Here is a 20,301-nt window from a genome sequence, read left to right as displayed (position 1 = left end):
CGCACCCCATGGCTCTCACCCAGGCGGACATCGACGCCGAGATCGACGACCTCCAGAGCGCGTACGACAAGGCGGTGGCCGGCGGAGCGCCGGTACGCAACCACCCGCCGCGGGACTACGCGCCGTACCGCAGCTCGGTGCTGCGCCACCCCAAGCAGCCCCTGGTGGCCGTCCGTGGCGGGGACCCGGAGACGGTCGAGTTGTCCGGGCCCGTCTTCGGCCCCACCGACATCACCGACATCGACAGCGACCTCACGATCCAGCACCAGGGCGAGCCGCTCGGCGAGCGCATCACCGTCTCCGGGCGACTGCTCGACAGCGACGGCCGTCCGGTACGCGGTCAGCTCGTCGAGATCTGGCAGGCCAACGCCTCCGGCCGGTACGCGCATCTGCGCGACCAGCACCCGGCCCCGCTCGACCCCAACTTCACCGGGGTGGGACGGACCCTGACGGACGATCAGGGGCGGTACCGCTTCACCACGGTCAAGCCGGGCGCGTACCCCTGGCGCAATCACACCAACGCGTGGCGGCCCGCGCACATCCACTTCTCGCTGTTCGGCACGGCGTTCACCCAACGCCTCGTGACGCAGATGTACTTCCCGAACGACCCGCTGTTCCGCTACGACCCGATCCTGCGCTCGGTGACCGACGAGCCGGCCCGGGACCGGCTGGTCGCGGCGTACCGGCACGATCTCTCCCGGCCCGAGTTCTCGCTCGGCTACGAATGGGACATCGTCCTCGACGGTCCCTCCGCCACCTGGATCGAGGAAGGTCGCTGAACCGCCATGAGCGAGAAGCTTCTCCCCACCCCCTCCCACACCGTCGGCCCGTTCTACGGCTACGCCCTGCCCTTTCCGGAGGGCGAGCAGGTGGCCCCGAAGGGGCACCCCGACACGATCACGCTGCACGGGTACGTGCTCGACGGCGCGGGCGGGCCCGTCCCGGACGCCCTGCTGGAGTTCTGGCAGGCGGCCCCGGACGGATCGCTGGAGGGCGTGCCCGGGTCCCTGCGCCGTGACCCGGTGACCGGCGGCCACCTCGGCCGCAACGGCACCGACTTCACCGGCTTCGGCCGGGTCGCCACGGACGCCGACGGCCACTACTCCCTGCACACGCTGCCGCCGGGCAACGCCGGGCTGCCGTACATCAGTGTGTGCGTGTTCGCGCGCGGGCTGCTGCACCACCTGTTCACCCGCGCCTACCTCACGGACGGGGTGGACCCGCTGCTCGACTCGCTCCCGGCCGACCGACGCGCCACGCTGATCGCGGGCGAGGGCGCGAACCGGACGTACCGTTTCGACATCCGCCTTCAGGGCGAAGGCGAAACGGTCTTCCTGGAGTTCCAGTGACAGCTGACGACCCCGGCGACTCCGACGCCGGCCTGCTCGCCCCCGGATGGGCGGGTTCCCCGGCGGCGTCCGCGACCGCTGACACCGCCTATCTGCGGGCCCTGCTGGACGCGGAGGCCGCGCTGACCCGGGCGCAGGCGGCGCTGGGGCTGGCCCCGGCGGAGGCGGCCTCGGCGGTGTCGGACGCTGCCGACGTGGGACGTTTCGACGTGCGGGCGATCGCGCTGCGGGCCCGGAGCGGCGGCAATCCGGTGATCCCGCTCGTCGCCGATCTGACGGCGGCGGCAGGACCGGAGCACGGCCCCTACGTCCACCGGGGTGCGACCAGCCAGGACATCATGGACACCGCGGCGATGCTGGTGGCCGCCCGCACACTGGACCTCGTCCTGGCCGACCTGGAGCGTACGCAGCGGGCCCTGGGCCGGCTCGCCGCCCGGTACCGGGACACCGCCATGCCCGGGCGGACGCTCACACAGCACGCGGTGCCGACGACCTTCGGTCTGAAGACGGCGGGGTGGCGCTCGCTGGTCCTCGACGCCCGCGACCGGCTCTCCGCCGTACGCGCCTCGCTGCCCGTCCAACTCGGCGGTGCGGCGGGCACGTTGGCCGCCTCCGCGGTGTTCGGAGCGGAGGCCGGGGACGCCGCCCGAGCCCGGGACGGGCGTCCGCCGGCGGGCGATCCGGTCAGGCCCTCCGACGCTGCGGGCAAGCCGACCGGCGCTGCGGGCAAGCCCTCCGGTGGCGGGCCAGGCACACCCGTACCGGTCGACACTCGGCGCCTGGTCGCGGCGTACGCCCGTGAACTCGGCCTGGCCGAACCGGCGTTGCCCTGGCACACCCTCCGCACCCCCGTCGCGGACCTGGCCGGAGCGCTGGCTTTCACGGCCGGTGCGCTCGGCAAGACCGCGGTCGACGTGCTCACCCTCGCGCGTACCGAGATCGCCGAAGTCGCGGAGGGCTCCGGCGGCGGCTCGTCCGCGATGCCGCACAAGGCGAACCCCGTACGGGCGACCCTGGTGGCGGCCGCGGCCCGGCGGGCGCCGCAGCTCGCCGCCACGCTCTACGCGTCGATGCCCGCCGAGGACGAGCGGCCCGCCGGCGCCTGGCACGCCGAGTGGGAGCCGTTGCGCGAACTGCTGCGGCTGGTCGGCGGCGCGGCGCACGACGCGGTGGAGCTGACCGAAGGCCTCCAGGTGAACACCGACGCCATGCGCGACCACCTCGGCCTCACCCATGGACTGATCGTCTCCGAACGGCTGGCCGCCGAACTCGCGCCCCTGCTGGGCCGGCCGCGCGCCAGGGAACTGCTGACGCGGACCGCCCGGCGCGCCGTCGCCGAGGACCGCCCCCTCCTTGAGCTGCTCCGCGAGGAGCCTGAGCTCAAGGACCTCGACCTCGCGGACCTCACCGACCCCACCCGCTATCTCGGCTCCGCCGGAGCCCTCACCGACCGTGCCCTGGAGCGACCTTGACCACCGAGCCGTCCGGCAAGCTGCTGCACCACCGAGCCGAGGGGCCGGTCACGGCTCCCCCGCTGCTCCTCGGCCCCTCGCTCGGCACGTCCACCGCGCTGTGGGACAAGGTCGCCCCCGAGCTGTCCGTCACCCATCGGGTGATCCGCTGGGACCTGCCGGGGCACGGCGACTCGCCCGCGGACCTGATCGGCCCGGGCGCGACGGTCGGCGACCTCGCTGGGCTGGTCCTGGCGCTCGCCGACGCGCTGGGCATCGACCGCTTCGCGTACGCGGGCGTCTCACTGGGCGGCGCGGTCGGTCTGCACCTGGCCGTGTACCACCCGGAGCGGGTCGCGTCCCTTGCCGTCATCTGCTCGTCCGCGCACTTCAACGGCTCCAAGCCGTGGGAGGAGCGCGCCGAGCTGGTCCGCCGGGAGGGTCTGGCGCCGGTCGCGGCGACCGCGGACACCCGCTGGTTCACGCCCGGCTTCACGGTGCCGCGGCTGGTGGCTGACCACCGCGAGGCCGACCCGGACGCGTACGCCGCCTGCTGTGACGCGCTCGCCGCGTTCGACCTCCGGGACCGGCTGCCGGCGATCGGGGCGCCGACCCTGCTGATCGCGGGCCGTGAGGATCCGGCGACACCGCCCGCGCATCTGCGCGAGATCGCGGACGCGGTGCCCGGCGCCTCGCTCACCGAGATCGCGGGTGCCTCGCATCTGGCCCCCGCCGAGCGCCCGGAGGCCGTGCTCGCCGCGCTGCGCGGGCACCTGGACGGCTATGCGCGGCGCGGTATGGAGGTACGCCGTCAGGTGCTCGGCGATGTCCATGTGGACCGCGCCCAGGCCCGGCAGACGCCTTTCACCGCCCGCTTCCAGGACTTCATCTCGCGCTACGCCTGGGGCGAGATCTGGACGGACCCCACGCTCTCGCGCCGCGAGCGCAGTCTGATCACGCTGACGGCGCTGGTCGCGCACGGCCACTACGACGAACTGGCGATGCACGTGCGGGCGGCGCGGCGCAACGGACTCACCCCGGAGGAGATCGGCGCGGTGCTGCTCCAGACCGCCGTGTACTGCGGCGTCCCGGCGGCCAATTCGGCGTTCGCGGTGGCCCAGCGAGTGCTGGCGGAGGAGGACACGGACCGGGGCTGACGGCCCCGGGCCCCTGAGGGTGGCGCGCCGGCTCCCGAGAATGACCCAAGACGTCGCGTCCGGAACTAGAACCCCTTCAGCGCTTCCTCCGCCTGCGCCGCCAGACCGTCCGCTCCGCATGAACGGGCCAGTGTCAGGCCCTTGTTGAGCTCCATGGCCGAGCGGGAGAGGAGGCCGTACTCGACGCGGGCCGCCGCGTGTTCGTACTGGCAGGGCGAGGCCTCCAGATAGGTGACCGCCTGGGCGGCCAGCCGTACCGCCCGCTGGCCCGACTCCAGGGCCGCCGCGCAGCGCAGCGCCTCGCCGATGGCGGTGTCCGTGCCGAAGCGCTCGGCCTGGCGGCGGGCGTCGGCGGCCACCGCCGCCGCGCGCACCGGGTCGTCGACGGCCAGCGCCTTGGCCAGGTCGACCGCCCAGGGTGCCAGCACCGTGTTGTGGTGCCCCCGCGCGGTGGCCGCCTTCTCGGCCGCCTCCAGTTCGTTGACGCCTTCCTTGGTGCGGCCGAGGGCGAGCAGCAGCCGGCCGCGGACGGAACGGGTGTCCGGCAGCACGATCGTGGACGGGTACGGCGGCGCGAAGCCGAACCGCTCGGCGAGCTCCGCGGCCTGGCCGACATGGCCGCGGGCGAGGAGCGTGTCGATGAGGCCGCAGGTCGAGGACCAGTACAGGGGCAGTCCGCGGCCCACGCGTTCGGCCAGGCGGAGCGATTCGCGCTGGGACGCCTCCGCCTCGACGAGGCGGCCCCGCCTGCGGTGCGCGAGACCGAGATAGGCGTGGGCCAGGGCGAGGTGGCCGCCGCTCCAGCCGGCCGACTCGTAGGCGCGCAGGGCCTCGCTGAACAGGCTCTCCGCCCGGTCGAGCCGGTCCGCGTAGGCGTACGAACTGCTCAGCATCATCAGGAGCTCGATGCCCCACTCGGTGTCGGTCCAGCCGAGTCCGGGTGCGAGGCGGCCGTTGACCAGGGCCCGGTCGCAGAGTTCCACGACCTCCTCGGCGTTCTCGCCCCGGGTCATCGCGTCGAAGCCGCGCAGGATGAGCAGCGCGCGCTCGGAGTTGTCCCGGCCGGTGCACGTCCCGGCGAGTTCGGCGAGGCCGCGGGAGCGTCCCGGGGACCCGTCCTCGCCGGCGTGGATGCCCTCCCACATGTAGTGCACGGCCTGCAGGCGCATCCGGGCCGGTCCCGGTTCGAGGCGGGCCGCCTCCGCGTCGACCGTGCGGACGGCCTCCTCCAGCTGGTCGTTGTGGAGGAGTGCCTGCGAGAGGCGGTAGACGGCGTCGACGCGCAGCTCTCCTTCGAGGCCCCGCATGTCGAGCGCGGCGCGCAGGTGCGCGATGGTCTTGGCGGGCGCGGTCAACAGGGTGGCGCAGCCCAGTTCGTACAGCACGCGCGCGTGGGCGTCCGGCAGGGGCGGTTCGCGCAGGGCACGCTCGAGACAGCGGCGGGCCGCGTCGGGGGCGCCGACGGCGAGGTGTTCGCGGGCCGCGTCGCGCATCTGCTCGACCAGCTCCGGATCGTCGTCCGGGTGCACTTCGAGGAGGTGCCGGGAGGCCGCCGCGGGCCCTCGGCCCGACTCGGTGACCGCCCAGGCCGCCTGGCCGTGCATCGCGGTGCGCAGGGCGTCCGGGATCGAGCGGTAGACGGCGCTGGCGATCAGCGGGTGCACGAACTCCAGGTCGCCCTCGACCACTTGGTCGTTCGCAGGCGCACCGGTGGTGAGAATACGGGCGGCGCCCAGCAGTTCGGCGCAGCGCAGCCCCTCGTCGCGGGGCATTCCGGCGAGCTGGGCGGCGAGGTCGAGGGAGATCTGGGTGCCGAGGATCGCGGCCGCCCACGCGAAGCGGGTGGCGTCGATGCCGAGTCCTTCGAGGCGCGCGACGAGGCCGCGGCCGCGGGCCGAGCGGTTCAGGGCGCGCAGTTCCGAGGCGGATCCCTCGACCGGGTCCAGCCCGCTGTCCTGCACCTTCGCGAGGAGTTCCACCGTCTCGTACGGATTGCCGCCGGTGACCGCCCATACCTCGCGGCAGAACGGCGCGTCGGCGTGCTCGCCGAGCGTGGCGCGGGTGAGCCCGGCCGTGGCGTCGGGCGTCAGCGCGCTCAGCTTCGTGATCGTGCGGCCCGCGGCGGCGACCGTGTCGAGGTGGCCGGCGCTCTCCCCGCCGGCCTCGCCGGGGCGGCGCGCGACCACGACCAGGACGGACAGGTCGTCGAGCCGCTCGGCGAACGCGGCCAGCCAGCGCAGGGTCTCCTGGTCGGCCCAGTGCGCGTCGTCGATGAGCAGCACGAGCGGCCACTCGCGTTTGGCCAGCCGGCGCACCGCGGCGACCAGTCCGTCGCACACGCCCTGCGGGTCGGGCTGCCGGTCGCCGGGCTCGGTCACTCCGAGGGCGGGCCCGGCGATGTCGTACCAGTCGCCCAGATACTCGCGGGCCTCCTCCGGCAGCAGCGAGACCAGAGCGGGTTGCAGCAACTGGCGTACGACGTTGAAGGGAACGGACGTGACGGTCTCGCCGCCGCGTGCCGACCACACCGTGCAGCCGCTGTCCTCCGCGATCCGGCGCGCCTCGGCGAGGAGTGCGGTCTTGCCGAGACCCGCCTCACCGGTGAACATCAGCAGACTTCCCGAGTCCGCCGAGTCCGCGCGCAGGGCGGTGATCGCCGCCTCGACCGTGGCGACTTCCTCGGCGCGTTCCCACAGGGAAGCCGAGGCGACCACTCCGGGCCGTGCGTCCGTCATCCCGCTACCTCCCCAGGCGTCGCCCGAACGACGTACAGATATCGAGCCTAGCCCTCCGCAAGCCGCGGTGGAGGCCGGTCCGGGCACCTGTTGCCGTCACGGGTGACGGCGGGTGTCCCAGGGCGACGCGCCGGGGCTCCGACCAGCCGCCGTGAAAGTTATTGACAGTCAACCGCCCCTGAAATGAAGCTAATTTTCCAACATCAGCGGGACCTGCCCGGTCCCGGCATCCGACCACCCCGCTTCGGCCGGGCCCCGGGAGGAACCGACATGACCGCCCCCGTGCACGGCTCGGACCCCCGCGCGGCCCGGCCCGGGCACTCCCGCCGCGCCCTGCTCGCGGGCTCCGTCGGCAACTTCATCGAGTGGTACGAGTTCGGCGTCTACGGCTACTTCGCGACGATCATCGCGGCCCGGTTCTTCACCCCTGAGGGTGGCAGCGAGGCCGAGGCACTGGTGAAGACGTACGCGTCCTTCGCGCTCGCGTTCTTCTTCCGGCCCGTCGGTGCCGCGCTGTTCGGCCGGCTCGGCGACCGGATCGGCCGCCGTCCCGTCCTCGTCGCGGTGATCGTCCTGATGACGGCGGCGACGACCCTGATCGGCGTGCTGCCCACGTATGCGACCGCCGGCGCCCTCGCTCCCTGGCTGCTCACCTTCCTGCGGGTGCTCCAAGGGCTGTCCGCGGGCGGGGAGTTCGGCGGCGCGGTCTCGGTGATGACGGAGTTCGCGCCGCCGGGCCGGCGGGGCCTGTACGGATCGTGGCAGTCCTTCACCGTCGCGCTGGGGCTGCTCGGCGGGGCCGGGGTGGCGGCGCTGCTGGCCACCGTGCTGAGCGAGGCGCAGCTGGGCGACTGGGGCTGGCGGCTGCCGTTCCTGCTGACGCTGCCGCTCGGTCTCGGCGCGCTGTGGCTGCGGTTGCGGCTGGACGAGACGCCGTCGTTCACGCGGGAGCACCGGCTCGACAGCCCGCCGGGCCGTGAGGTCGCGCGGGCGATCGCGCTCGGGGCCGGGCGGATCATGGGCTGGGCGGCGGCCGGCTACACCTTCCTGGTGGTGCTGCCCTCGTATCTGCAGAGCACGCTGCACGCGACGTTCCAGCAGGCGCTGGTCGCCACCGTGCTCGCCAATCTGGGCTTCGCGGTGACCATCGTCCCGGCGGGGCTGCTCAGCGACCGGATCGGGCGGCGCCCGGTGATGCTGACGGGTGCGCTGCTGGTCACCGCGCTGGCCGTCCCGCTGCTCAACCTCCTGCAGGGCAGCGGCACATCGAACGCCGTGAAGGGCGCGGCGGTGTTCGTGGCGGGCGCCGTCGTCGGGCTGATGGCGGGGCCCGGTCCCGCGATGCTCTCCGAGATGTTCCCGACGAGCGTGCGCTACACCGGCCTGGGACTCGCCTACGCCCTGTCCAATGCGGTCTTCTCGGGCTGCGCCGGGCTCATCATCACGGAGACGATCAAGCGGACCGGGAGCGTGGACATTCCCGCCTACTACGCGGCGGCCACCTGCGCCGTCAGCGTGTTCGCCCTGGCCACGCTCGGCGGGAACGGGCATAGCGACCAAGGGAGTTGAGCACGTGCGAGTGATCGGCCTGATGTCCGGGACGTCGTACGACGCGATCGACGCGGCGGCGGCTGATCTCAGCCTCGACGGGGACAGCCTCGTACTGCGGCCGCTGGGACTGGTCAGCGAGGCGTACGACGAGGAGCTGCGGGAGGCGCTCGCGGCGGCGCTGCCTCCGGCGGCCACCAGCCTCGCCGAGGTGTGCCGTCTGGACACCCGGATCGGGCAGGCCTTCGCCGCGGTGGCCGTCCGGGCCGACCGTGAACTGTGTGACGGTGAAGCGGAGTTGATCGCCTCGCACGGCCAGACCGTCTACCACTGGGCGGCACAGGGGCAGGTGCACGGCACCCTCCAGCTCGGGCAGCCCGCGTGGATCGCCGAGGCGACCGGGCTGCCGGTGGTCGCCGACTTCCGTCCCCGGGACGTCGCCGCCGGCGGCCAGGGGGCGCCGCTGGTGAGCCTGGTCGACCTGCTGTGGCTGCGCAGCCGGCCGGGCACCCCGGTCGCACTGAACCTCGGTGGCATCGCCAACCTCACCGCGCCGGACGGAACGGCCTTCGACACCGGCCCCGCATGCGCACTCGTGGACGCCGCCGCGCGGGGCCTGAGCGGCGGGCGGCTCGCCTACGACGTGGACGGCGCCCTCGCCGCCCGGGGCACGGTCCACGAGCCGCTGCTGCGGCGGCTGCTCGACGAGCCGTACTACGCGCTGCCCGCGCCCAGGACGACGGGCAAGGAACTGTTCCATCCCGGCTATCTGCGGGACGCGCTGGCCGGCTTCGGCACGCTGCGGGCCGAGGACGTCATCGCGACGCTGACCCGGCTGACCGCCCGGACGGTCGCGGACGCCGTGCGCGCGGTGCGGGCGACGGAGGTGATCGCGTCCGGCGGCGGCACACGCAATCCGGTGCTGATGTCGATGCTGGCCGCCGAACTTCCCGGTGTGCCGCTGCGCAGCTCCGACGCACTGGGGCTGCCGTCGGCCGCCAAGGAGGCGTACGCCTTCGCCGTCCTCGGTTTCCTCACCGCGCACGGGCTGGCCGGCACCGATCCGGCGAGCACCGGGGCCCGGCATCCCAGCGTGCTCGGGTCGCTCACGCCGGGACGGGACGGGCTGCGGCTGCCGCCGCCCGCGGATCGCGCACCGGTGCGGCTCGTCCTGAAGTGACCTCTGCGGGAGGGCCTCTCATCCGCCTTTCACCCAGGGCTCATACGGTGGTCCCATGACGCAGGTGACTCCCCCCGGCTGGTATTCCGACCCCGGGCAGACAAGTGACGCTCCGCCCACCGAGCGCTGGTGGGACGGCAAGGAATGGACGGAGCAGACCCGTCCCGTCGGATCGGCCGCCCTCTGGGGTCCGCCGGCGCATCCGCCCGCGGCCGGCGCCTATCCGGGCGGGCCGCCCGCCTCCGGGCGGCGCGGACTGCGCACCGGCATAGCCGTCGCCGTGGCCGTCGCGGTCCTCGCCGGCATAGGCGGCGGTGTGTACGCACTGACCAAGGACGACGGCGGCAGCAGCAGCGCCGGCTCCCAGGTGCCGGCCGCCCCGCCCGGCGGGCAGGGCGGCACCGAGACCGCGCCGGGCGGACCCCGGGGAGGCTCCGGCGGCCAGGACGGGCAGACTCCCGCACCGGGTCGGTCCGGACAGCCGCAGACGGAGGACGGCTACGCCACCGACATGCTGGGCGGCATCGCGATTCCCGTGCCCGACGGCTGGACCGGCGAGAGCGGCATGGGCACCGCCGCGGTGACGTCGAAGGACTCGTACAAGTGCCCCGGTGACACCTCCAAGGACTGCACGAAGGGCGGCGCGTACTCCGCTCCCGCGGTGGCGCTGAAGCTCAAGGCCACCACCGCCCAGGCCGCCGCCAAGGAGGACGTCTCCAAGAACGCCGAGGAGTCCTACGGCGGTACGACCTACGGCAAGATCACCTCGCACAAGGAGCTGGACTCCAAGGCGGTGACCGTGGCCGGGCAGAAGGGCTATCTGGTCCGCTGGCAGGTCGTCACGAGCAAGGGGGACGACGGCTATGTCGAGTCGCTCGCCTTCCCCTCGCCGGTCGACTCCAAGTCGCTGATCGTGGTCCGCTTCGGCGTCGACGTCAGCTCCAAGGCGACCGTGATCGACACGATCACCAAGGGCATCAAGGTGGCGTCCGGAGCGGGCGGCAACGGGCAGAAGGTCTAGGGCCCCGTCGTCAAATTCCCGTCTGCCTCGCGAGGCAGACGGGAACGGTCGGACGGGCCCCAGGACACAGATCGGCCGGGTGGGGCGCCTCTCCGCTCAAGAGGAACCCCACCCGGCCGGGGGGTGCGCGCCGCCCCCGTCCCCACGGTGCGGCGCTGACAGGCCGTCGTCCGGTCATCCCGCGGACGGCGGCCTGAGTCTCAGGTCAGGCCGAGGGCCGGAATCACGACCGCCTCCACGAAGCCTTGGAGATACTCGGCGTCCGCGTACTGCCCGTCCAGGACGGGGCGGACCCGCAGGACGCCCAGCAGCTGGGCCGGGATGTACGCCAGCGCCGGGTGATCGGCGGCGACCTCACCGCGGGCCACCCCGCGGTCGATCATGCCCTTGAGCGCGGAGACCTCGGGCTCGACCAGCGCGTCGCGCAGCGCCCGCTGCAACTCCTCGTCCTGCATCATGGCGTGGCCGAGCGCCTGGAGCAGCTGGGTGTCCGCGCCCGACTGCTCGCCCGCCGCCCGCGCCGCCTCGCGCAGGTCCCCGGCGAGGGAACCGGTGTCGATGCCCGCGAACCGCGGACAGCGGTTGGAGCGCAGCGCGGCGGCCACGAACTGGGGCTTGGTCTTCCACTGCCGGTAGAGCGTGGACTTGCTGCACCGGGCGCTCGCGGCCACGCCCTCCATGGTGAGCGCCTCGTAGCCGCAGCCACGGATCTGTTCGAGCACGGCGTCGTAGAACTCCTGCTCACGCTCGGGCGTGATCTTGGAGCGGCGCGAGGCGACGACCGTCTCCGGTCCCTCCGCTGCCTGCGACGTCATGGCTCTTCTCCTCGCTCGGGTCGGTCGATCGGCCGGGTGTTCCCACCCAGTGTATCGATACGCCAGTGTACCGGTACGTGGCCGTACCGGAACGCGACCGTATCGGTACACTGGCGTATCGGTACACTGGCGTATCGATGAGCCTTGGACAGGATCCACTCCCTGGCGTGGACCTTGTCCTGGGCTCACCAAGCACCACCCCACGCAATTTCGTCAGCAAAGGGGCCGGGGGATGGATTCCCAGACCGAGCCTGCGGACCAGGAGCCGGACGCCGTACGGCGGCCACGGCGGGACACCCCCGCACCACGGCCGTCGAGCGCACCCCCGGCGTCGCGCGACACCCTCGCGCGACCTCCCCTGGTCCGCGAGCTCCTGCTCGTCGTAGGACTCTTCGTCGTCTACAAGGTCGGCCGGCAGCTGGTCACCGGCCACACCGCCGAGGCGTTCCGCAACGCCCACCGTGTGTGGGACTGGGAGCGGGCCGCGCATCTGCCGGGCGAAGAAGTTGTGCAGAGCGCACTGCTGCACAGCGACACCCTCGTCCACATCGCGAACACCTACTACGCGACCGTCCACTTCCCGGCCACCGCGGCCTTTCTGATCTGGCTGTATCTGCGGCGCCCCACGCACTACGTGTGGGCCCGCCGGAGCCTCGCCGCGGTCACCGCCGCCGCCCTTGTGCTGCATCTCACGTTCCCGCTCGCCCCGCCCCGGATGCTCGCCATGACGGGTCTCGTCGACACCGGGCAGGTGTACGGGCCGACGGTGTACGGGGCACGGCCCGCGACCGACTCGATGGCCAACCAGTTCGCGGCGATGCCGTCGCTGCACTTCGGCTGGGCGCTGATGGTGGCGATCGGCCTCATCGCGGCGACCAGGTCACGGTGGCGCTGGTTGTGGCTGCTGCATCCGCTGCTCACGCTGCTGGTGATCGTCGGCACGGCCAACCACTACTGGCTCGACGCGATCGTGGCGGGCGCGCTGCTCGGCATCGCCCTCGCGGTGATCCACCTGCCGCACCGGACGGCGACGACCGCGGGACGCACCGGGCGCCTGGTCGGTGCCGAGGGCCCGGAATCCGTACCGGAGCTCGTGGGAGCGGGACGATGAACGCCACCCTCGTCGCCGTCGTCCTGTCGCTGTTCTCCGCGGTGGCGTACGCGGCCGCGGCGGTGGCCCAGGAACGGCTCGCGGCCAAGGGGGCCGACACCGGCATCCTGCACCTGCTCGGCAACGGGGCCTGGTGGTGGTCGGTGACGCTCAACGCCTCCGCCGCGCTGCTGCACGTCGCGGCCCTCAAGTACGGACCGCTCACCCTGGTCCAGCCACTCGGCGCGCTCACTCTGGTGGCCGCGGTGCCGCTGGGCGCGCGGGTCGCCGGACGGCGGGTCCGCTCCGTCGAATGGCGCGGGACGGCGCTCACACTCATCGGGCTCGCGGCCCTGCTCGTCACGGCCTCCGGGCCCGCGCCCGAGGACGTCCTCAGCGTGCCTCAGGCGCTGGGCGTCGCCGCCGCGACCGTGGCGGTGATCGGGGTGCTGGCACGGCCCGGCGCCAAGCCGGGGCTGCGGCACGCGGGCGCGTCCGGCTTCGCCTCGGGTGTCGCCTCGGCGCTCACCCAGACGGTGACCGTCGCCGCCACCGACCGCACGGGCCCGGTGCTCAGTCCGCAGATCGTCGTCGTGGCCCTGCTGGTCGCCGCCTTCGCGACCGGCGGGCTGCTGCTGTCGCAGACCGCGTACCGGGGTGGACTCGGCGCCCCGCTCGCCGTGGTGACGCTCGCCAATCCGGTCGCCGCCGCGGCCATCGGTCTGGTGCTGCTCGGCGAACGCCTGCAGGGCGGTGCGGCGGGCGTCCTGCTGGCCGCGGTGGGCGCGGGCGTCGCCGGCTGGGGTGTGGTGACACTGTCGCGCTCGGCACCCGAACCGGCGGCCGAGACGGTCCTGGACGACCACCCCGTGGCCGCGGTGCTGGCACTCGAACCAGGATCGGCCGCGTACGAGCCCTCGTTGGTGCCACGACAGCCGAAGCGGCGGTCGAAGCGAGGGCACCTCACGCCGCTCTAGAGGCTCCGCAACGCTCTAGAGGCTCCCCCGTCAGGCCCCTCAAGAGGCACCCGGTCGGGCGGAATCCACCGGCACATGCGAGAAGGGCGGTTGCGGACCTCCGCAACCGCCCTTCCCCTACGCCGTGTACGCCGCGTCAGCCCAGCCCGCGGGAGTCCTGCTTCAGCGCCGTGTCGACCGTCAGGGCGGTCGCCACGACCAGGCTCAGCAGGGGCTCCGGGAGCTGGTAGTGGATCTGCAGCACGTAGTTGTCCGCCGTCGTGAACATCGTCTTCGCGAGGCCTTCCCAGGTCTTGGTGATCCGGGCGACCTCGTTGTCCGCGTGGTCGACGATCGCGAAGTTCCAGGCGCGCCAGTTCTCCGCCTTGATCGCACCGATCTTCTGACCGTTGGCATTGATCGCGAAGTTGATCTTCCCGACCATGTTCTGCTGCACGATCTCACCGACGGGCTGTCCGTCCGGACGCGCCACGAGCACCCGCGACTTCATGAACTTGCGGGGGCGCGTCAGCAGCAGCTGCGGCTGGCCGTACGCGTCACGGATCTCCAGCTTGTGGGTCATGAACTGGTCGAGGCTGGAGACGAACCGGAGGATCTTCTTCAGCGCGTTCTGCCCGACCTCGACGACCGAACCGAGCTGGTTGCCCTGCTGGTCCATGACCTTGTACTCGGCGGTCACCTCGATCAGCTTGGCCTTCTGGTTCACCACCAGCACCGGCTCGGTGAACAGCGTGCCGCCACCGGCACCGCCGCCCGCGACGCCGGCCTCCTGCTGCACCTGACGCTGCACGCGCGGGTCGGGGCCCGCGGCAGGCTGCTGCCCATAGGCCTGCTGCGGCTGCTGGGCGGGCTGTTGCGGGATCGGCGGCGCCTGCTGCGGTACCTGCTGCGCGGCCTGGGCCTGCTGGTCCGCATTCGTGTGGTCGGTCCACTGCGAGCCGTCCCAGTAACGCAGCGTCTGGGCCGCCCCGTGCGGATCCGGGTACCAACCTGCAGGAGTGTTCGAATGCGTGGTCACCGGGGCACACTACCGCGGGCCGACCGGAAAGCAACCAACGCCCGGGTCGCCATCAGACTGTCACGATTGCCGGATCGCTCACGCTCGGCCGGCCGTTCTCGACATGTCCGGCGAACCGGCGCAGGAACGTGCGGTCCGCGTCGGACACGACGCTCAGGTCGTACCAGCGCTTGCTCGCCTTCAGGTCGACCGTGTGCTTCACGGTCGCGCCGGCCCGCACCTTGAACGACCGCGGCTGCCCGCCGTAGCCGTTGCTGAGCTTGAGTTGCACCGTGCCCGAGCCCTTGTTGGTGAAGGTGAGCTCCACGTTGTCGCCCACGTGCCGGGCGGTGACCTCCGCTCCGGCCGTCCCGCCGGGGCCCTTGAAGGTGCGCAGGAAGCCGTTCGGGCCGTGCACGGTCAGGTCGTGGGAGCCGCCGGAGTAGGCCGAGTTCCAGGTGTCCGAGACGCTCTTGCCGGCCTCGGTGGTGTAGGTCCACGGACCGTCGGCGCGGTTGCCGGAGGTGACGAGGAAGGCGGCGCCGGCCGCGGCACCCGAAGCGAAGGACAGCGTGAACTTGCCTGCCGCCGGGTCCGCCGAACCGTCCACCACGGGCGCGTACTTGAGCGGACGGGCCGGACGCGAGCCGCGCTCCTGCTTGGGCAGGGCCGGGTTCGCGGGCGGGGTGGGGACGTAGTCGGGGTGCCGGTCGTGGTCCGGCGGCCGGTAGCCGTCGGTGTCGGGCAGCGCGGCCGGCTTGGTGTCCTTGCGGGCGAAGTCGAACGCGGAGCTGAGGTCGCCGGTGATCGCGCGCCGCCAGGGCGAGATGTTGGGCTCATGCACCCCGAAGCGGCGCTCCATGAACCGGATGACCGAGGTGTGGTCGAGCGCCTCGGAACAGACGTACCCGCCCTTGCTCCAGGGCGAGACGACGAGCATCGGCACGCGCTGGCCGAGTCCGTAGGGTCCGGCGGCATGGCTCGCGTCGCCCTGGTAGAGATCCGGGCCGACGTCGACCGTGGACTTGCCCTGGGCGGCGGACTGCGGCGGGTACGGCGGCACGAGGTGGTCGAAGAAGCCGTCGTTCTCGTCGTACGTGATGAACAGGGCCGTCTTCCCCCACACCTCGGGATCGGAGGTCAGCGCGTCCAGGACCTGGGAGATGTACCAGGCGCCGTAGTTCGCGGGCCAGTTCGGGTGCTCGGTGAACGCCTCGGGCGCGACGATCCAGGAGATCTTCGGCAGCTTCCTGCCCTGCACATCGGCCTTCAACCGGTCGAAGAAGCCCTCTCCCTTGCGGGCGTCGGTGCCGGTGCGGGCCTTGTCGTACAGCGGGTCGCCGGGCTTGGCGTTGCGGTACTTGTCGAAGTACAGCAGGGAGTTGTCGCCGTAGTTGCCGCGGTACGCGTCGGGGATCCAGCCCCAGGAGCCGTTCGCGTCCAGACCGTCGCCGACGTCCTGATAGATCTTCCAGGAGACGCCGGCCGCTTCGAGTCGCTCGGGGTACGTCGTCCAGTCGTAGCCGGCCTCTTCGTTGCCGAGGACCGGGCCGCCGCCCTTGCCGTCGTTGCCGGTGCAGCCCGTCCACATGTAGTAGCGGTTCGGGTCCGTGGAGCCGATGAACGAACAGTGGTACGCGTCGCAGATGGTGAAGGAGTCGGCGAGCGCGTAGTGGAACGGGATGTCCTCGCGCGTCAGGTAGGCCATCGTGGTCGACGACTTGGCGGGCACCCATTTGTCGTACTTGCCCTTGTTGAAGGCGGTGTGTCCGTCGCTCCAGCCGTGCGGGAGGTCCTGGATGAACTGCAGCCCAAGGTCGTCGGCCGCGGGGCGGAAGGGCAGCACGTCCTTGGTGCCGTCGGACTGGTACCAGACCGACTTGCCGCCCGATGTGGTGGCCGGACGCGGGTCACCGAAGCCGCGGACTCCTCGCAGGGAGCCGAAGTAGTGATCGAAGGAACGGTTCTCCTGCATCAGGACGACGATGTGCTCGACGTCGTCGATCGTGCCGCTGCGATGACCCGCCGGTATCGAGGCGGCCTTGGCGATGCTGTCGGACAGCGCGGTGAACGCCGCGGTACCGCCGGCGAGTTGAAGGAATCGGCGCCGATTCACTGGGGGCATGGGTGAGTGACCTCTTGTCCTGAGCGGCCTCGGGCGGCCGGATGCTGATGGAACGTGCGCGAAAGGAGTGTTCCAAGAGCACCAAACGTCAGGGAAGGGTCTTGTGGCATCCACGTGAAAGTCGGTGGTACGGGTGGCCAACGTTTTCGGACGGAATGTCGGCGGACCTCGCCCGTGGGGCGCTCACCTCTGTTTCGCGCTGCCGTGGGAAGCGGCGCGCGCCGGACCCGTGACCCGCAGGTCGGCCTCGATACGGGCGACGGTCGCCAGCAGATGGGGCAGCAGATCACGGCGTACGGACTCGACCGAGTTGCGGCTGGCGTGCACGGGGATGTTCACGGCGGCGACCACGTCACCGTCCCGGTCCCGCACCGGGGCGGCGACCGAGCGCAGCCCCTCCTCCAGTTCCTGGTCGACGATGGCGTACCCCTGACGCCGTACCCGGCGCAGCTCGGCCTTGAGCCGGTCGGGCGAGACGATCGTGCGGGCCGTCAGACGGCGCGGTTCGGCGCGGGCGAGCCGGGCGTCGATCTCCTCGTCGCCCAGATGCGCGAGGATCACCCGGCCCACGGAGGTCACCTGGGCCGGGAAGCGGGTGCCGACCGTGATGGTCGCGGTCATGATCCGCCGGGTCGGGACCCGGGCCACGTACACGATGTCGTCGCCGTCCAGGACACAGAGCGAGGACGACTCCCGCACCTGGGCGACGAGTTGCTCCAGATGCGGCTCGGCGATGTCGGGCAGCGTGAAGCTGGAGAGGTAGGAGAAGCCGAGTTCGAGGACGCGGGGAGTGAGCCGGAACAGCCGGCCGTCGGTGTGCACATAGCCGAGGTCCACCAGCGTCAGCAGGAACCGGCGGGCCGCCGCCCGGGTCAGCTCGCAGGACCGGGCCACATCGCTGAGGGTGAGCGAGGGGTGCTCACCGTCGAAGGCGCGAATGACGGCGAGGCCGCGCTCGAAGGACCGGACGAAGTACGGATCGCGGAGTTCAGCAGCCATCGTCGCCTCCACCTGGGCGCACGGGGGTGCGCCCTGCGCACGCTAAGAGCACACTTCGACAACTGTCAACGACCTTGCGGGCCAAGGGCATTGACCCCTCGGGGCGATGCGCTCTACGTTCCCGCTGAGCACACCTGTGCGGTCTGCGCACATCCAGTCGGAGTACCAGAGGTCTCAACAGGGGGAACCATGCGTCGTCTGCTCATCGGCCTCGCGGCCGGAGCCGTCTTAGCCGCCGCGACGGCCTGCGGTTCGTCGGACTCCGGGGGATCCGGCACGGCGTCCGGCGGCACCACGACCGTGAAGGTCGGAGTCATTCCCATCGTCGATGTCGCGCCCGTCTATCTCGGCCAGAAGAAGGGCTTCTACAGCAAACGAGGTCTCAAGCTGTCGCTGACGACCGCGCAGGGCGGCGCGGCGATCGTGCCGGGCGTGGTCAGCGGCCAGTTCCAGTTCGGCTTCTCCAACGTGACCTCGCTGATGGTGGCGCAGTCCAAGAACGTGCCCGTCAAGGCGGTGGCCAACGGAGTCGCGTCGACCGGCAAGGACGGCGCCGACTTCGGCGGGATCGTGGTGAAGAAGGGCAGCGCGATCAAGTCGCCCAAGGATCTGGTCGGCAAGAAGGTCGCGGTCAACACCGTCAAGAACATCGGTGACACCTCGGTGCGCGAGTCCGTCCGCAGAGACGGCGGCGACGCCACCAAGGTGAAGTTCGTCGAGCTGGCCTTCGACCAGATGCCCGCCGCGCTCGACGGCGGGCAGATCGACGCGGCCTGGGTCGTCGAGCCCTCGCTGGCCACGGTCAAGGCCGCGGGCGGCAAGGTCATCGCCTCCAACTACGTCGATGTGGCACCGGACTTGACCGTCGCCATGTACTTCGCGTCCACGCAGTACACGCAGCGGAACCCGGACGTGGTGAAGAGGTTCCGGGAGGCGACCGAGGAGTCGCTGGCCTACGCCGACAGCCACCCGGACGAGGTGCGCGACATCCTGACCACGTACACGAAGATCCCCGAGGCCACCCTGCAGAAGATGATCCTGCCCAAGTGGCCCGCCAAGCCGAACCGCGTGTCGATCGCGACACTGGCCAAGCTGGGCGAGCGGGACGGCCTCTTCAAGGAGATGCCGGATCTGGACAAGCTGCTGCCGTGAGCGGGCCGGGCCTCACGAACGCCGCACTCGGGACGGCCGGGCTCGCGGGATTCCTCGCACTGGGCGAGGTGGTCCCGCGGCTCGGCCTCGTCTCCGAGGACTACTTCCCGCCGACCAGCCGCATCGCCCGTGCGCTGTTCACCGAGCTGGGCGACGGGGCCTTCTGGACCGCGCTCGGCGACACCCTGACAGGCTGGGCGCTGGGCCTGGCGATCGCCCTCGGCGCGGGACTCGTCGTCGGCGTGCTCGTCTCGGTCGTGCCGTATCTGCGGGAGGTGACCGCCTCGACGATCGAGTTCCTGCGCCCCATCCCCTCGGTCGCCCTGATCCCCCTCGCCGTCCTGCTCTACGGCAGCGAACTGCGCTCGGTGCTCCTCCTGGTCGTGTACGCCGCCTTCTGGCAGATCCTCATCCAGGTCCTGTACGGCGTCCAGGACGTGGACCCGGTCGCCGAGGAGACCGCCCGCTCGTACGGGCTCGGCACCGTGGCCCGGATCCGTCATGTGCTGTGGCCCAGCGCCCTGCCGTACGTCATGACAGGCGTGCGGCTGGCCGCCGCGGTCGCCCTCGTCCTCGCGGTGACCGCCGAACTCGTCATCGGCGCACCGGGGTTGGGCGCGCGTATCGCGGTCGCCCAGTCCTCGCAGGCGGTCCCGGACATGTACGCGCTGGTGGTGGTGACCGGCCTGCTCGGGCTGCTGATCAACGTGGGCGCCCGCACGGTGGAGCGCCGGGCGCTGGCCTGGCACCAGTCGGTGCGCGGGGAGGTGGTGGCGTGAAGAGCGACCGCCCTCCCGAGGCCGTACGAGGGGACCGACCGCCTCCGGAGGGCGCGGACGGAGTGAAGCAGCTCCCGCCGTCCCGGCGCGCCACCGGGGAACTCGTGCGGCGCGCCCTCCTCGGGACTCTCTTCGTGATCGGACTGCCCGCGCTGCTCGTCCTGGCCTGGTGGCTGGCGTCCGACGACAGCGTCAACCCGTACTGGCCGCCGCTGCGGACGATCCTGACCACGTTCCCGGACGTGTGGACGATCGACCGACTGCGCGCCGACGTGCTGCCCAGCCTGCTGCGGCTGCTGGCCGGCTATGCGTCGGCGGCCGTCGTGGGCGTGGTCCTCGGTACGGTCATCGGCTCGTACCGGCGGGTGCGGGCCGTCTGTGAACCGGTCCTCGAATTCCTGCGGGCGGTACCGCCCCCGGTCCTCGTCCCGGTCGTCATGCTCTTCGCCGGGATCGGCGACACGATGAAGATCGCCGTGATCGCGAGCGGTTGCGTCTGGCCGGTCCTGCTCAACACGGTCGAGGGCGTGCGGGCACTCGACTCCGTGATGTCCGAGACGGCGCGCTCGTACGGCGTCACGGGCATCGCCCGGCTGCGGAGCGTGGTGCTGCCGGCGGCGAGCCCGCAGATCTTCGCGGGCCTGCGCCAGGCGCTGTCCCTCGGCCTCATCCTGATGGTCATCAGCGAGATGTTCGCGGCCAGCAACGGCATCGGCTTCACCATCGTCCAGTTCCAGCGCGGGTTCGCGATCCCGGACATGTGGACCGGGATTCTCGTCCTGGGGCTGCTCGGCTTTCTGCTCTCGGTCGTCTTCCAGCTGGTCGAGCGCCGGGTACTGGGCTGGTACCACGGCGTCCGCGCGGCACCTCTCGCACGGCCCGGCGCACGCCGCCGGCGGTCCCCGTGACGCTCACGAAAGGGCGGT

At 72.0% G+C, this 20,301-nt stretch carries 17 protein-coding genes; 12 read left to right on the top strand and 5 right to left on the bottom strand.

The window, feature by feature from the left end; all coding sequences use genetic code 11:
• Window positions 1-8: 8 nt before the first annotated feature.
• From pcaH to pcaD, 4 genes are read left to right on the top strand one after another with little or no spacing between them, the layout of a single operon-like run.
• The gene (pcaH, locus tag ACFWM2_RS02040) at window positions 9-779 is read left to right on the top strand and encodes a protocatechuate 3,4-dioxygenase subunit beta (RefSeq protein ID WP_383271995.1); all 771 of its coding nucleotides are present in this window, start codon (window positions 9-11) and stop codon (window positions 777-779) included.
• A gap of 6 nt (window positions 780-785) precedes the next feature.
• On the top strand, window positions 786-1,349 hold the full coding sequence (gene pcaG, locus ACFWM2_RS02035; RefSeq protein WP_383271993.1) for a protocatechuate 3,4-dioxygenase subunit alpha: 564 nt from the start codon (window positions 786-788) through the stop codon (window positions 1,347-1,349).
• Complete coding sequence (locus ACFWM2_RS02030; RefSeq protein WP_383271991.1) at window positions 1,346-2,821, top strand: adenylosuccinate lyase family protein; 1,476 nt, start codon at window positions 1,346-1,348, stop codon at window positions 2,819-2,821. Before pcaG ends, ACFWM2_RS02030 begins: the two co-directional genes overlap by 4 nt.
• On the top strand, window positions 2,818-3,957 hold the full coding sequence (gene pcaD, locus ACFWM2_RS02025; RefSeq protein ID WP_383271989.1) for a 3-oxoadipate enol-lactonase: 1,140 nt from the start codon (window positions 2,818-2,820) through the stop codon (window positions 3,955-3,957). The genes ACFWM2_RS02030 and pcaD overlap by 4 nt, the downstream gene beginning before the upstream one ends.
• Window positions 3,958-4,022: 65 nt before the next feature.
• On the opposite strand, the gene ACFWM2_RS02020 is transcribed toward pcaD, so the two are convergent.
• Window positions 4,023-6,692: an ATP-binding protein gene (locus ACFWM2_RS02020; RefSeq protein ID WP_383271987.1), complete on the bottom strand. Its 2,670-nt coding sequence runs from the start codon at window positions 6,690-6,692 to the stop codon at window positions 4,023-4,025.
• 270 nt (window positions 6,693-6,962) lie between these two features.
• Here ACFWM2_RS02020 and ACFWM2_RS02015 point away from each other — a divergent pair, with 270 nt between their 5' ends.
• Genes ACFWM2_RS02015 through ACFWM2_RS02005 form a run of 3 tightly spaced genes read left to right on the top strand, consistent with a single transcriptional unit; the run spans window position 6,963 to window position 10,441 of the window.
• Complete coding sequence (locus ACFWM2_RS02015; protein ID WP_383271985.1) at window positions 6,963-8,261, top strand: MFS transporter; 1,299 nt, start codon at window positions 6,963-6,965, stop codon at window positions 8,259-8,261.
• Window positions 8,262-8,265: 4 nt separating this feature from the next.
• Window positions 8,266-9,420, top strand: coding sequence for an anhydro-N-acetylmuramic acid kinase (locus tag ACFWM2_RS02010; protein WP_383271983.1), 1,155 nt, complete (start codon window positions 8,266-8,268; stop codon window positions 9,418-9,420).
• Window positions 9,421-9,475: 55 nt separating this feature from the next.
• A complete protein-coding gene (locus ACFWM2_RS02005; protein ID WP_383271981.1) occupies window positions 9,476-10,441 on the top strand; it encodes a DUF2510 domain-containing protein in 966 nt (321 codons plus the stop codon).
• Window positions 10,442-10,641: 200 nt separating this feature from the next.
• Here the strand turns inward: ACFWM2_RS02005 and ACFWM2_RS02000 are convergent, their stop codons facing one another.
• Window positions 10,642-11,256, bottom strand: coding sequence for a TetR/AcrR family transcriptional regulator C-terminal ligand-binding domain-containing protein (locus tag ACFWM2_RS02000; protein ID WP_383271979.1), 615 nt, complete (start codon window positions 11,254-11,256; stop codon window positions 10,642-10,644).
• A gap of 232 nt (window positions 11,257-11,488) precedes the next feature.
• Between ACFWM2_RS02000 and ACFWM2_RS01995 the strand changes: the two genes are divergently transcribed.
• Both ACFWM2_RS01995 and ACFWM2_RS01990 read left to right on the top strand, forming a co-directional pair.
• Window positions 11,489-12,367, top strand: coding sequence for a phosphatase PAP2 family protein (locus ACFWM2_RS01995; RefSeq protein WP_383271977.1), 879 nt, complete (start codon window positions 11,489-11,491; stop codon window positions 12,365-12,367).
• Window positions 12,364-13,323: a DMT family transporter gene (locus ACFWM2_RS01990; protein WP_383271975.1), complete on the top strand. Its 960-nt coding sequence runs from the start codon at window positions 12,364-12,366 to the stop codon at window positions 13,321-13,323. The genes ACFWM2_RS01995 and ACFWM2_RS01990 overlap by 4 nt, the downstream gene beginning before the upstream one ends.
• A gap of 136 nt (window positions 13,324-13,459) precedes the next feature.
• Here the strand turns inward: ACFWM2_RS01990 and ACFWM2_RS01985 are convergent, their stop codons facing one another.
• The 3 genes from ACFWM2_RS01985 to ACFWM2_RS01975 form a co-directional block, all read right to left on the bottom strand.
• Entirely contained in the window at window positions 13,460-14,341 is an 882-nt protein-coding gene (locus ACFWM2_RS01985; RefSeq protein ID WP_383271973.1) for a phospholipid scramblase-related protein, read from the bottom strand.
• A 52-nt stretch (window positions 14,342-14,393) separates the two neighbouring features.
• Window positions 14,394-16,445 (bottom strand): phosphocholine-specific phospholipase C, encoded by a 2,052-nt coding sequence (locus ACFWM2_RS01980; protein WP_383271971.1) that lies wholly within the window; start codon window positions 16,443-16,445, stop codon window positions 14,394-14,396.
• Between the two features lie 183 nt (window positions 16,446-16,628).
• The gene (locus ACFWM2_RS01975) at window positions 16,629-17,444 is read right to left on the bottom strand and encodes an IclR family transcriptional regulator C-terminal domain-containing protein (protein ID WP_383271969.1); all 816 of its coding nucleotides are present in this window, start codon (window positions 17,442-17,444) and stop codon (window positions 16,629-16,631) included.
• Between the two features lie 189 nt (window positions 17,445-17,633).
• Here ACFWM2_RS01975 and ACFWM2_RS01970 point away from each other — a divergent pair, with 189 nt between their 5' ends.
• The 3 genes from ACFWM2_RS01970 to ACFWM2_RS01960 all read left to right on the top strand — a co-directional run bounded on the left by ACFWM2_RS01970 (window position 17,634) and on the right by ACFWM2_RS01960 (window position 20,283).
• Window positions 17,634-18,596, top strand: a complete 963-nt coding sequence (locus tag ACFWM2_RS01970) for an ABC transporter substrate-binding protein (protein ID WP_383271967.1) — start codon at window positions 17,634-17,636, stop codon at window positions 18,594-18,596.
• Window positions 18,593-19,375, top strand: coding sequence for an ABC transporter permease (locus ACFWM2_RS01965; protein ID WP_383271965.1), 783 nt, complete (start codon window positions 18,593-18,595; stop codon window positions 19,373-19,375). Before ACFWM2_RS01970 ends, ACFWM2_RS01965 begins: the two co-directional genes overlap by 4 nt.
• Before the next feature lie 104 nt (window positions 19,376-19,479).
• Complete coding sequence (locus ACFWM2_RS01960; RefSeq protein WP_383274063.1) at window positions 19,480-20,283, top strand: ABC transporter permease; 804 nt, start codon at window positions 19,480-19,482, stop codon at window positions 20,281-20,283.
• The last annotated feature ends 18 nt before the right edge of the window (window positions 20,284-20,301 follow it).

It is taken from the genome of Streptomyces sp. NPDC058371 (assembly GCF_042723265.1).
Lineage (GTDB): Bacteria > Actinomycetota > Actinomycetes > Streptomycetales > Streptomycetaceae > Streptomyces.
The sequence above is the reverse complement of the archived record's forward strand: the minus strand, read 5'-3'. Positions and strand labels throughout refer to the sequence as shown.

Excerpts from the sequence above, each read along its gene's own strand:
- ACFWM2_RS02015 (WP_383271985.1), top strand. The coding sequence starts at position 6,963 with ATGACCGCCCCCGTGCACGGCTCGGACCCCCGCGCGGCCCGGCCCGGG.
- pcaH (WP_383271995.1), top strand. The coding sequence starts at position 9 with ATGGCTCTCACCCAGGCGGACATCGACGCCGAGATCGACGACCTCCAG.
- ACFWM2_RS02020 (WP_383271987.1), bottom strand. The coding sequence starts at position 6,692 with ATGACGGACGCACGGCCCGGAGTGGTCGCCTCGGCTTCCCTGTGGGAA.
- ACFWM2_RS02000 (WP_383271979.1), bottom strand. The coding sequence starts at position 11,256 with ATGACGTCGCAGGCAGCGGAGGGACCGGAGACGGTCGTCGCCTCGCGC.
- ACFWM2_RS01975 (WP_383271969.1), bottom strand. The coding sequence starts at position 17,444 with ATGGCTGCTGAACTCCGCGATCCGTACTTCGTCCGGTCCTTCGAGCGC.
- ACFWM2_RS01980 (WP_383271971.1), bottom strand. The coding sequence starts at position 16,445 with ATGCCCCCAGTGAATCGGCGCCGATTCCTTCAACTCGCCGGCGGTACC.
- ACFWM2_RS01990 (WP_383271975.1), top strand. The coding sequence starts at position 12,364 with ATGAACGCCACCCTCGTCGCCGTCGTCCTGTCGCTGTTCTCCGCGGTG.
- ACFWM2_RS01995 (WP_383271977.1), top strand. The coding sequence starts at position 11,489 with ATGGATTCCCAGACCGAGCCTGCGGACCAGGAGCCGGACGCCGTACGG.
- ACFWM2_RS02005 (WP_383271981.1), top strand. The coding sequence starts at position 9,476 with ATGACGCAGGTGACTCCCCCCGGCTGGTATTCCGACCCCGGGCAGACA.
- ACFWM2_RS01970 (WP_383271967.1), top strand. The coding sequence starts at position 17,634 with ATGCGTCGTCTGCTCATCGGCCTCGCGGCCGGAGCCGTCTTAGCCGCC.
- pcaG (WP_383271993.1), top strand. The coding sequence starts at position 786 with ATGAGCGAGAAGCTTCTCCCCACCCCCTCCCACACCGTCGGCCCGTTC.